The 10,626-nt window shown below is 61.1% G+C and carries 17 protein-coding genes; 5 read left to right on the top strand and 12 right to left on the bottom strand.

Translation table 11 applies throughout. From position 1 onward, the window contains the following. The 4 genes from JJ869_RS10025 to JJ869_RS10010 form a co-directional block, all read left to right on the top strand. The coding region (locus tag JJ869_RS10025; protein ID WP_292266706.1) for an iron-containing alcohol dehydrogenase at positions 1 to 654 on the top strand (654 nt) is incomplete at its 5' end. A gap of 17 nt (positions 655 to 671) precedes the next feature. Further along, entirely contained in the window at positions 672 to 2,099 is a 1,428-nt protein-coding gene (locus JJ869_RS10020) for an aldehyde dehydrogenase family protein (protein ID WP_292266704.1), read from the top strand. A gap of 113 nt (positions 2,100 to 2,212) precedes the next feature. Continuing rightward, positions 2,213 to 2,338, top strand: coding sequence for a transposase (locus JJ869_RS10015; RefSeq protein ID WP_292266702.1), 126 nt, complete (start codon positions 2,213 to 2,215; stop codon positions 2,336 to 2,338). Positions 2,339 to 2,514: 176 nt separating this feature from the next. Continuing rightward, positions 2,515 to 2,820, top strand: a complete 306-nt coding sequence (locus JJ869_RS10010) for an IS3 family transposase (RefSeq protein WP_292266701.1) — start codon at positions 2,515 to 2,517, stop codon at positions 2,818 to 2,820. Between the two features lie 29 nt (positions 2,821 to 2,849). Here JJ869_RS10010 and JJ869_RS10005 read toward each other — a convergent pair whose 3' ends face one another. From JJ869_RS10005 to JJ869_RS09975, 7 genes are all read right to left on the bottom strand, one after another. Further along, a complete protein-coding gene (locus JJ869_RS10005; protein ID WP_292266699.1) occupies positions 2,850 to 3,509 on the bottom strand; it encodes a hypothetical protein in 660 nt (219 codons plus the stop codon). Then, the gene (locus JJ869_RS10000) at positions 3,506 to 4,003 is read right to left on the bottom strand and encodes a hypothetical protein (protein WP_292266698.1); all 498 of its coding nucleotides are present in this window, start codon (positions 4,001 to 4,003) and stop codon (positions 3,506 to 3,508) included. The genes JJ869_RS10005 and JJ869_RS10000 overlap by 4 nt, the downstream gene beginning before the upstream one ends. Before the next feature lie 14 nt (positions 4,004 to 4,017). Beyond that, on the bottom strand, positions 4,018 to 4,803 hold the full coding sequence (locus JJ869_RS09995) for a hypothetical protein (protein ID WP_292266697.1): 786 nt from the start codon (positions 4,801 to 4,803) through the stop codon (positions 4,018 to 4,020). A 3-nt stretch (positions 4,804 to 4,806) separates the two neighbouring features. Then, positions 4,807 to 5,097: a hypothetical protein gene (locus JJ869_RS09990; RefSeq protein ID WP_292266695.1), complete on the bottom strand. Its 291-nt coding sequence runs from the start codon at positions 5,095 to 5,097 to the stop codon at positions 4,807 to 4,809. A 163-nt stretch (positions 5,098 to 5,260) separates the two neighbouring features. Then, positions 5,261 to 6,376, bottom strand: a complete 1,116-nt coding sequence (locus JJ869_RS09985; RefSeq protein WP_292266694.1) for a head decoration protein — start codon at positions 6,374 to 6,376, stop codon at positions 5,261 to 5,263. Beyond that, entirely contained in the window at positions 6,376 to 6,582 is a 207-nt protein-coding gene (locus tag JJ869_RS09980; RefSeq protein ID WP_292266693.1) for a hypothetical protein, read from the bottom strand. Before JJ869_RS09980 ends, JJ869_RS09985 begins: the two co-directional genes overlap by 1 nt. Next, positions 6,579 to 6,926 carry a hypothetical protein gene (locus tag JJ869_RS09975; protein WP_292266692.1) on the bottom strand — a complete coding sequence of 116 codons (348 nt, stop codon included), beginning with the start codon at positions 6,924 to 6,926 and terminating at the stop codon, positions 6,579 to 6,581. The genes JJ869_RS09980 and JJ869_RS09975 overlap by 4 nt, the downstream gene beginning before the upstream one ends. Positions 6,927 to 7,010: 84 nt before the next feature. Here JJ869_RS09975 and JJ869_RS09970 point away from each other — a divergent pair, with 84 nt between their 5' ends. Next, the gene (locus JJ869_RS09970; protein ID WP_292266689.1) at positions 7,011 to 7,694 is read left to right on the top strand and encodes a UPF0149 family protein; all 684 of its coding nucleotides are present in this window, start codon (positions 7,011 to 7,013) and stop codon (positions 7,692 to 7,694) included. A gap of 158 nt (positions 7,695 to 7,852) precedes the next feature. Here the strand turns inward: JJ869_RS09970 and JJ869_RS09965 are convergent, their stop codons facing one another. The 5 genes from JJ869_RS09965 to JJ869_RS09945 form a co-directional block, all read right to left on the bottom strand. Next, positions 7,853 to 8,110 (bottom strand): hypothetical protein, encoded by a 258-nt coding sequence (locus JJ869_RS09965; protein WP_292266686.1) that lies wholly within the window; start codon positions 8,108 to 8,110, stop codon positions 7,853 to 7,855. After that, entirely contained in the window at positions 8,107 to 9,039 is a 933-nt protein-coding gene (locus JJ869_RS09960; RefSeq protein WP_292266685.1) for a TIGR02594 family protein, read from the bottom strand. The genes JJ869_RS09965 and JJ869_RS09960 overlap by 4 nt, the downstream gene beginning before the upstream one ends. Positions 9,040 to 9,525: 486 nt before the next feature. Continuing rightward, entirely contained in the window at positions 9,526 to 9,846 is a 321-nt protein-coding gene (locus JJ869_RS09955; RefSeq protein ID WP_292266683.1) for an H-NS histone family protein, read from the bottom strand. Between the two features lie 184 nt (positions 9,847 to 10,030). Continuing rightward, on the bottom strand, positions 10,031 to 10,342 hold the full coding sequence (locus tag JJ869_RS09950) for a phage holin family protein (RefSeq protein WP_292266682.1): 312 nt from the start codon (positions 10,340 to 10,342) through the stop codon (positions 10,031 to 10,033). Positions 10,343 to 10,392: 50 nt separating this feature from the next. Continuing rightward, positions 10,393 to 10,623 carry a hypothetical protein gene (locus JJ869_RS09945; RefSeq protein ID WP_292266680.1) on the bottom strand — a complete coding sequence of 77 codons (231 nt, stop codon included), beginning with the start codon at positions 10,621 to 10,623 and terminating at the stop codon, positions 10,393 to 10,395. Positions 10,624 to 10,626 lie beyond the last annotated feature (3 nt).

Raw genomic sequence — 10,626 nt, 5'->3', positions numbered from 1 at the left:
TGGCACCCGGATCTGAAGCCCGCACTAGCCCTTTTGGATCCTGAGCTTACTATCGGCTTGCCAAGAACTCTCACGGCTTGGACAGGGGCCGATGCGCTCGTTCATGCCATCGAGGCCTTTATGGTGCCAGGTTTCCACCCCTTGTGCGATGGCTTGGCGCTGGAAGGGCTTGCCCTCATCGCAAAGTGGTTGCCCCTAGCTGTCGAAGAGCCGCAGAATCTGGCCGCACGCGGGGGCATGCTGACGGGGTCCTGCCTGGCCGGAATTGCTTTCCTTAAGGGTCTTGGGCTTGTGCATGCGATTTCCCACATGGTCGGGGCCGAATTCAATACACAGCACGGCCTGACCAATGCGATCCTGCTGCCAGTGGTGCTGCATTTTAACCTGCCCGGACAGGAGGACAAGGTCCGCCGTATGGCGCAGGCGATGGACTTGGCGGACACGTCAGTCGAAGGATTCATATCGGCCGTCGAGGCGCTGCTCGACCAGATCGGGATTCCGAAATCCTTGGGCGAGCTTGGCGTGCCAGCAGATTGCGCCGCAAGGATCGCCGAAAAGGCCCTGAAAGACAGTGCCGCCCGCACCAACCCCCGCACCGCCACATTGGCCGAGGTCGTTACCTTGACCGAAACTGCCATCGCCAAGGCACGCTGACAAAAAGGACCGGGCAGATGCTCAAGCTGACGAAATTCTACATCGGTGGACATTGGGTCAAACCTCTGTCCCCGGCTACCCTACCGGTGCTGAACCCGGCGACCGAGGCCCAGATCGGCACGGTGGCCATGGGCAACGCCGCGGACGTGGATCGCGCCGTGGCTGCCGCGAAGGCGGCATTTTCCGGTTTCTCAACCACGTCCAAACAAGAGAGGCTTGATCTTCTGAAAAGGTTGAAGGCCGCGACCGAAAGGCGCTTCGAGGATCTGGCGCAGGCGATGCGAATGGAAATGGGTGCGCCGATCACCATGGCGCGGGCTGCCCAAGCGGATGCGGCGATTGGCCATTTGCAGGGATTCATCGACGCGCTGAACGAACTTGAAGAGCGCAAGGTGCTAGCAAACGGCGACATACTTATGCGTGAACCGATCGGTGTCTGTGGGCTGATCACACCTTGGAACTGGCCGATGAACCAGATCGCGCTCAAAGTCATTCCTGCGCTGGCCACTGGTTCAACCTGCGTCCTGAAGCCCTCGGAGTACACGCCGATCTCGGCGATGATCTACGCCGAAATCATTGACGAGGCGGGCTATCCGCCGGGGGTGTTCAATCTGGTGAACGGGGATGGCCCAACCGTCGGAGCAGCGCTATCGCGCCACCCAGACATCCAGATGATGTCCTTTACTGGCTCGACCCGGGCCGGGATCGCCGTCACCCGCGACGCTGCCGAAACCGTCAAGCGCGTGACGCTGGAACTGGGAGGCAAGTCGCCGAACCTGGTTTTCGCCGATTGTGACCTTGAGGCGCGGGTGTCGGCTTCGGTTCGGGAATGCATGTTCAACACCGGCCAGTCCTGCGACGCGCCGACCCGGCTTTTGGTCGAGCGCTCTTGCTATGACGCAGCACTGCAAATTGCCAAACGAACCGCAGACGCCATCAGGGTCGGCAACCCAGAGCTAGCGGGGGATCATATCGGGCCCCTGTTCGACAAGATCCAATACGACCGCGTGCAAGCGATGATCCAACTGGGGCTTGCCGAGGGGGCGACCCTACTGGCTGGTGGCCTTGGCAAGCCCGAAGGGGTCACGTCTGGATGGTTTGCCAAACCCACGATTTTTGCCGATGTGTCTAACGATATGCGCATAGCTCAGGAAGAGATCTTCGGCCCTGTGCTCGTCATAATTCCATTCGAGGACGAGGCTGACGCCATTGAGATTGCTAACGACACGCCCTACGGGCTTGCGGCTTATCTGCAGACCGGCGATCCGGAGCGGGCGCTACGCGTCGCCACACGCCTTCGCGCCGGGGCGATCCATATCAACGGGGGCGGCTTCAACTATGGCTCACCTTTCGGTGGTTACAAGCAATCTGGTAATGGCCGTGAAGGAGGGATGATGGGGCTAGAGGATTACCTGGAAACCAAGACGCTTCATGGCCTGGGCTGAACAGGTCTTGTCCGAACTCTTATGACACGCTCTGAGCTGCTCCCCGAAAATCGGACAGTGACGTAAGCTACGATCTGACGTCTGCTGGTCTCCAAGAACGAGGAGATCAGAAGATGAAGAAACGCAGGAACCATGACGCTGGGTTCAAAGCTCGTGTGGCGCTGGAAGCCGTGAAGGGCGAGCGCACGGTGTCGGAGCTGGCCGCCGAATATGGCGTGCATCCGACGATGATCCACTAGTGGAAGAAGTCTCTCTTAGACGGCGCAGCCGACATCTTTGAACGGGGCGGTAAGAAGGCGCCGGAGATCGATGAGGAGACGGTGCGGTCACTGCATGCCAAAATCGGGGAGCTGGCTGTGGCCAACGATTTTTTGTCCAGAAAGCTCAAGCCTTGGACCGGCAGGTGAGGCGCGAGATGATTGATAAAAACCATCCAAGCCTGTCGGTCGGGGCGCAATGCCGCCTGCTGTCGATCGCGCGCTCGTCGTTTTACTATGAGCTGATGGGCGAGACGGCCATGAACCTCGACCTTATGGTGGTGATCGACAAGCAATTCCTCGAGACACCGTTTTACGGCGTGCAGCAGATGACATGGCACCTGCGCAACGAGGGGTATGTCGTGAACTACAAGCGCATTCGTCGACTGATGCGGCTTATGCGCTTGATGCCGATTTACCAGAAGCCCGATACCAGCCGGCCAGCAAAGGGGCATATACGATGAAGTTGGGTTATGATGGTGTCTATTGAGGCTCACCCCTCCTCCACGCGTACCCAAATGGCAAACGCCCCACTTTCGTCCCTAATCCGACGCACGATCCGCGCCGCAGCTTCTGCAGCATCAATGCGCTCCAGGACCCTCGCCTGCTCAGCATCGAACGCGATGGCCTCCTCGATACTCTCAGTCCGATGGTTCAGCCCGGTCGTACTGTCATGCCATACGAATGCGTCGTATCCGGCGAGGGCAGTATCCGTGGGATCAACCACCTCCCAAGTCTCAGCGCCCTCGGGCCCGATCCGCACACCGTTGATCACCCTAGCAGCGGCGTGATCACGACGTTGCTCGGCAAAGCTGCGGCGACGGTGGTCTTGGGCAGCGGCTAGCGTCTCGTGGAGATGGCCGTCTGCAGTACGGAACAGGTTCTCTTCGATATGGTCCCCAAAATACATGATGGCCTCAGGGCGCTCGCGCAGCTCATGGCACCATTTCAGCCAACCTTGCGCTGTGTCATGGCCGGGCTCGCCGCTTTCGGTCGCTGCGATCTCGAGCTGATCCATCATACCAAGCATCATCTCGTAGCCGGCGGCGTAATCGAACTCGGTCACGCCCGCGCTTTGGAACACGCGCTCCAGAACCGCATAGGCGCCATCGCAGACGCCCATATCCTTGAAGAACTGCAATGAGGTTCTCATCCGACGGCTCCATAGGCTCGGTTGGCGCCACCCAGCCAGGTGACGGCATGACCATTGGTGTTGATGGCTTTCCCGCCCGCCCCGCCGGGATTTGCGTTATTGACCCGTTTCTCAAAGCCGCTGGCGCTGTCGAAGACGAGCGCTGCGGCAGCACCCCCAGCGGCACCCCAGCCGCCGCCGCCGCCGCCCATCCCACTCTCTAGGACGAGCCCGTTGCCGCCATCCCAGCCAAAGATTGGAAAGTCCGAGCTTTTCCCTAATGCACCCGGCCCGCCACCCGGCTGGCACCATGCGGTATCCAAGTTCCAACCAAGTGGCGCGTTTGGCCTGAGGTCCGGGTAGCCGCCATTGATCACGACGCCCGGTACACTGCGCGCTGGTACCGTGTAGACCTCACCCACATCGCCAGCCGTGCCAGGCAGGATCCGCCCTCCGCCTTGGCCGGACAGCCCGCCAACCGGCACGGTTTGTACTGATCCGCCACCACCCATCATCTGTCTCCTTTTTGCTAGATGCCGCCTGATGCCCCGTGGATCACGGCACCAGATGCCCCGCCCGCCCCACCATGGGTGGCGATGGTTTGACCCGGCCATGGATTGCCTGATGCAACCGAGCCGATCTGGCCGATCGCACCGCCTTCTCCAAAGCCGCCGAGCGTGGTGCCGCCTGTGTTGGTGCCATTGTTGGCGGGGCCACCCCGTCCACCGCCTGCACCACCACCGCCGGGAGAGAACATCTCTGTGGCGTTGAAGAAGAGGCTATAGGCACCGGTCGCCCCTGCCCCGCCGCCACCACCCCCGCCGATATAGCCATTGGTGTTGTTAATGGTGATCGGGCCGGTCAGTGCGATCGCAGGCCCGCCAGAGGTCGGGGCCATGTAGGAGGCGCGCCCTGAGGTCAGGTAACCGCCATCGCCACCCTTACCCATGATGAAGCCGTTGTTGATCAGGGTGAGCCCACCGGGGAAGGCACCACCCATGTCGAGCGCGGGAACCGAGGTGTTGTCGGACCAGATGTATATGCCGGACGCGATGGTGACCGTCGCAGCACTTGCCCCGTCCCAGCCTTGGCCTAGGAGGTAGCTGTGCAAGTTCAGATGCAGCTGATGCGCGCTGATCGTGTGTGAGAACTGCGCGGACTTACCCCGGAGACTGGCTTTGCCGATGGGCCCGCTCGGCACGCCAGCAAGATTGCGCACGGCCGCCTCGCCGAGCGAGATCGTGGCCGTGGCAGGACGGCCAAGCTCGGTGTTCACTTGGCTTAGCGACAGCGGCCCTGTTGTGGGAAGCGGCATGGATCACGGGCTCCCGAAGGCTGTGACGTTGCCCAGCACCGTCAGATTGCCCGAGGCATCGATGGTCATGATGTTGGTGCCGTTGTGGCGGAAGGTCAGCGTCGTGCCGCTGGCATGCGCCGTGAAGGCACCCCAGCGAGCCCCCACCTCGACGATCTGCTCTGTGCCATCGGCGCGTTTGAGGAAGAGTTTGCCGTCGCGGGTGTTGATCGCAAGCTCTCCCAGATCGAGCTGGGCCGTGGTCGGCACCTTGGTGGCGACCGAAGAACGCTTCATACGAATGATGCTAGCCATCTGGCCGTCTCCTTCATTGCCTCATGTGGGGGGAGTGGGGATGGGGGATTGCGGAACATGGGCGCCGGGATGCGGGGACCAGAGCGACCGCAGCGCACATTGCTCCGCGCATACAAGATCGCCGATCGCGGCAGCTTGTAAGGAACCTAAGCCTGCGCTCAGCTCAGAAGGTCCCACCATCGAGCGTCACGCCGGTGATGCTGCCGCCGGTTATAGCGACTGCATTGGCTGCTTGCGTGGCTATGGAGCCTAGCCCGAGATTGCTGCGCGCCGTGGTCTTGTTCGGCAGATCGGAGAGGTTGGACGCGGCAGAGAGCTTTCCCGCCAGCCCATTGGTGACCGTCGTCGCAAAGTTCGGATCATCACCGAGAGCGGCCGCCAACTCATTGAGCGTATCGAGCGCGCCGGGGGCCGCATCCACGAGCGCAGCGATGGCGGCCTGCACGAAGGCCGTGCTCGCGATCTGGGTGGTGTTGGTGCCGCCTGCCGCTGTCGGCGCGGTGGGTGTTCCGGTTAGCGCCGGCGAGGCAAGACCTGCCTTGGCATCAAGGGCAGCCTGCAGACCCGTGACCTGCGAGATCGCATGATTGTGCGTCGCGGGCGTAAAGCTCGTGGGCTTGCCCGTCACCCCAGTCCAGGGAACGCTGTCCGCGGCCTCTGCCGCATCTACCTTGCCGTTGTTGTTGGTGTCATATGTGGCCTTTAGCATGTCGCCAGCGCCAAAGCCGGTGAGCGCGGCCTGCACGAACGCGGTGGTGGCGATCTGGGTCGAGTTTGTGCCGCCTGTTGCCGTGGGCGCGGTCGGAGTGCCGGTAAAGGCGGGAGAGGCATGGGCTGCCTTCCCGTTCAGCGCTGTCTGCAACCCCGTCACATCCGCAATGCCATGGCTGTGGGAAGTAGACGCCTTCCCATCGAGCGCGGTCTGTAGACCGCTGACCTCCGAAATTGCATGGCTGTGGCTGCTGGCCGCCTTGCCTGCCAGCCCCGTATCGAACTGCGATTTCCGCACGAGATCGGTACTGGCGCTCGCGTCCTGGCTCGATTTGGGCACCACCGCGAAGGTCTTGGCGCCCGCAATGCTTTGCGCCCCAGTCAGATCAACAAAGGCACCGCGTCCGGCGAGGGGAAGGATGGCCGTGGCATTGCCTGCACCGTCATCGCCCTTGCCGACATAAAGCGTGTCATCGACCTCATTATGAGCGACCTCGCCGGATTTAAGAGCGGCGGGCGCGCCGGCATTGCCGGCCTGGCGGCGTTTGAACTGGATTGTATTGGCCATCAGAAGAAGCCTCCATTGATGGGGGTGTCTGTGGGAAGGATGGTGATGCCGGGATCGCCTTGATCACCCTTGTCGCCTTGCGGGCCGGTGGCGCCTTGCGGCCCAGGCTGGCCGCCGATCCGAATGCGGTAAGGACCGGTCGCGATGCGAACCTCTACAGGCGCCCGGATCGTGATGGGTCCGGTTTGGGAGGGCGCGAAACTCATGGCGCAAGCCCCCGTGTCACGGGCAGCATAACGGGGATCTCGAGGAAGAAGCCCAGATGCAGATCGGGGTCGAGATCGATGCGCACGAGATCAAGAACCACCCGGCCGGGCGCGAGCCCCGCCGTCTGATCCGGGTGCAGGACCAGTTCCAGCACCGTATCGCTCATGCGCAGCACGCCGCCCGCGTCACTCGTAATCGTGGTCAACACGGCGGGGTCGCTTGCCCGCGTCCGCAGTTGGCCGGCATAGGACGCGCCTTCGGCAAAGACAGGGACTGCTGCCTCAAGTTGAAGATTGTAGGGGTAGCCAATCAAGATGGCCGGCCCTTCGCTTGTATAAGACATCTAAGAGATCCCGATGAGAGGCTGTTGCAGCAGATTGCAGGCTCAAAATTCCCGGCATAAAAAACGCTCGAACCAGGGGAACACATGAACCGATCCGACAAAGACCTTGATCGCTTGCACAGGCTCTTGTCGCGACTGCCCGTCGCGCAAATGCCCATGACAGTGAGCGAACTTGATGGCTTTGTGACAGGCATCTTGGCCTGTCCTGAGACGATGTCCCCTTCGCTGTGGCTTCACCATGTTTGGGGGGAGAACGGCACGTCTAATTTTGCGAACATCGATGCGGCCGAAGAGACCATCGGTGCCGTGATGGGCCATTACAACGCCGTGGCTCAGGCAATGACCCGTTCACTTTGGATCGAACCCATCTACGAGATTGATCCCAATAGCGATGAGGTGCTGTGGGAACCTTGGGTGGACGGATTTATTCGGGCGATGGATCTCAAACCAGAGGTTTGGTCGCGGTTCTCACAACTTGCTGACACAGAGACAAACGCATCGATCCGCTTCTTGCGCAAGCTCTACGCGGTTTACGTCGGCGAAAGCGATCTGAGCGAAGACGAGATCCGTTGGATTGACGAAGAAGCCCCAGATATGATCCCCAACTGCGTCGCGACGATCTTGCACCAAACCCGCCCAGAGTTGGCGCGTGCCGCGCCTCCATATTTGCCAGACGAGCCGTTCCGCGCAGTTCCATGCCCAAGGCGGAATGATCCGTGTTCCTGTGGTTCGGGGCGCAAATACAAGCAATGTTGTGGGCGCAACTGAACGGGTCGGTACCCCGTGTTCATGGGCGCCACCCGCAGAGCCTGGCCCCGACCTCGTTATGCGCGACAATCTGGGAAAGTGTCCCTTCACTCAGCACATCGTGACGCGACGGGCGGATAGGTTCGACCCAATCGCAGTCTTCACGCAACGAGCGCGGATCAATCCCGCATCCAGCGGTCAGCGCGGCGCTCAAGCTTAGGCCGATCAGAGCTTTGGATGTCATGGCGGAGTTCCTTGGCGGTTTGCATGGATCTGATGCGGGCATCGGCGCGGCGGATGGCATAGCTGGCCTCGGCTGCTTTGCGCCCTTGACGCATGGCAATCCCAAGTGCGGAGATAATGGCTAGAGCAAGCGCCCCATAAAGTGCGGCGCGCCTGCCGAGACGAGCGATGAGCGGTGTTACGAGCCCGATCATGGCGTCCGTCCCGTGCGGTGATCCTCAATCCGGGCGGCACGGGCGCGCAGGGCGTAGAGGATCACAGCGACGAAGACGGCGAGGCCAAGCCAAGGCAGAACTGCTGGCAACCAGCTGTGCATGCCCAGGAGCGCCACCATGCGCGCCGCTAGATCCTGCGCCTGCTCCGCCTCGGCCAAGGCGGGGGCTAGCTGGGACCCAAGCGTGCCAGCTGCCCCCATGACACCCAGCCTAATCTGGGCATTAGCGGAAGCGACAATGCGGCTCTGCTCAGGGCTGCCCTCAGCACGTGCTAGGGCCACCGCGCGCGGGGCTGCCCGTTCCAGCGCCTCAGTCAGCGCCACATCGATGATGGGCACCAGCGGCAGCGCATTGTCATCGCGGAAGGCGAGGATGGCCGCCCGCGTTCGGGGACCTATCAACCCGTCGATCGCACCCACCTCGTGATAGCCAAGCGCACGCAGACGGGTCTGCACATCGCGGATGCTCATGGTGACAGCAGGCGCCACATTGCCAGCACGCCGCACGCCCAAGAGCTTCGAGACCGGGTACCGCTTTACATTGACTGCATCGCTCTGGTTGCCCCCCAGACCCCAGACCCACGGTCCCTCGATCCGGTCGATGAAGAAGACGTGGCCCTGCCAGCTTGCGCTCCCGCGCGGGATCACCCCAATGTCGCCGGCCTGGGCGTCGGCAATCTCTACCGGCACGCCCCAGTCCAGATAGGAGCGGGCTGTCAGCTGCCGCGTCGACCGGATCCCGGCCTCTTCAAGGCAATGCCCGACAAAGGCCGCGCACCAAGCAACACTGTCATGCTCCACCCAGTCATGCCCTACCGAGGCATACATCGCCATGATGATCGGGTTGTTCTCAGGGCCAGGCCCCTCGGTCGTGCCGATATAGCCGCGCGCAATCTCAAAAGGCGTCATGGTCCTCTCCCAAGCAAAAAGAAATGCCGCCCCGAAGGGCGGCGCTGTATCGATATGTTGATGTCTCGGGTGGTTCAGAATGGCTTGGGCCGCAGTTTGCCTGCGTTGACAGGCATAAACGGACGACTCAAGTCACTTCATCGGTTCAAGAAAGAATGATCATTAGATGACCGCATAGGAATTACCGCGGTCCCGTCACCACGTCACGCGCTTGCGACATCCAATCATCAATAGCCGCAGTAGGCGTCGGGCCAATCCCAAATACGCCGTCAATCTGGATTTCAAAAAGGCCAAGATGGCCTTGAGGCTCCGTCCAATTTCCACCCCGCGCCCTCACGAGTTCCTTGGCCTTGTCAACGACATCCGTTGAGGCCGTCAATTGTGCAAGAACATCGGTGAAGTCTTGGCGGGTAGGCATGGCATCCTCATTACGACTGTGTGTGATGTGGACACCATGCGCTAGGGTTTCAAGACGGTAGGCGGTAGTCAGCCAATCGCGTAATCTTCGCGGCTCCCGCCATTTGCCTCATGATCCGCAATCCACTTCGGCGTGCGGCCACGGCCCGACCAGGTCAGGGAGGGGTTTTCGGGATGGCGGTATTTGGCGACGGCGCCCGATGCAGCGCGTGCGGGCTTGCCGCCCAAGACGGCTTCGAGGGTCACGCCCAACTCACGCGCCTTCGCTTCAAGTGCGGCACGCGCCTCAGCAAGCTTGCGCGCTTCATAGGTCTTAATTGCTTTTTCAACGTCTTTAAGGAGCGCCTTGAGATCAGCAAGGCTCATCTTTTCCAAATCTGCAGTCGACATGATAACCCTTCAGGATTGATTTAAGTTTGCGATCTTTAGGCCTGGGCAATGCAAAGCGCAAGATTTGCTTTGAATGCGAGTAGGCATTTCGGGATCAAGTTTCTTTGCGGGACACGGCTCATTGATCATGGTCAATCATGCGGGTCTTTTTTGTTATTCGGAGCATCATATTTTTGGATGGTGATTATTTCTTTTTGCCAAGCCAGGCGGCCAGCAAGGTTTCCGCACCGCGGGGACCGAGATAGGCGAGCGTCGCCACAAAGCCTGTACTGACCGGCTGGGTCAGCCCCATATAGCTCGCAGCCGCATCGCCAATCAGAGCCATGCCGACGGCCACAGGGATTTCCCATAGAAGCTCTTTGCCAAAGAAGCGACGTCTGCCCAATTTCACCTCCCCTGAATGATACATCAGCCGTCCCGTGAATGCCCCGATCAGCGTGGTGACAGCCCCTCCAAAGAGGTTGTTGATCATCTCGATAAAGCTCTGGTCCTGCATGGCCGGCGTCTTTCGTACTGGATGGTCTCGGGCCGATGTCGCGGCCCGGTTTAGTATTCCCCGCCATCGAGCAGCGCGCCGAAGGCGCTATCGGCAGCATCGCGGATCTTGAGGGTTGGCGGCGTGGTGCTGGTATCGAGCCAAAGCATGCCTGGCGCAGTCGCCGTTGGGGCGGTGGCGCCGCTGCTGGTCGACCTGAGGGCGGCGATCACCTGATTGATCTGCGCACGGACGGCCGCGCCATTTTCATTGACGATCACGAAGCTCGGAACTTGGGTCATTGC

It is taken from the genome of Marivita sp. (assembly GCF_017643905.1).
Lineage (GTDB): Bacteria > Pseudomonadota > Alphaproteobacteria > Rhodobacterales > Rhodobacteraceae > Marivita.
This window is presented reverse-complemented; position numbering and strand designations above follow the sequence as displayed.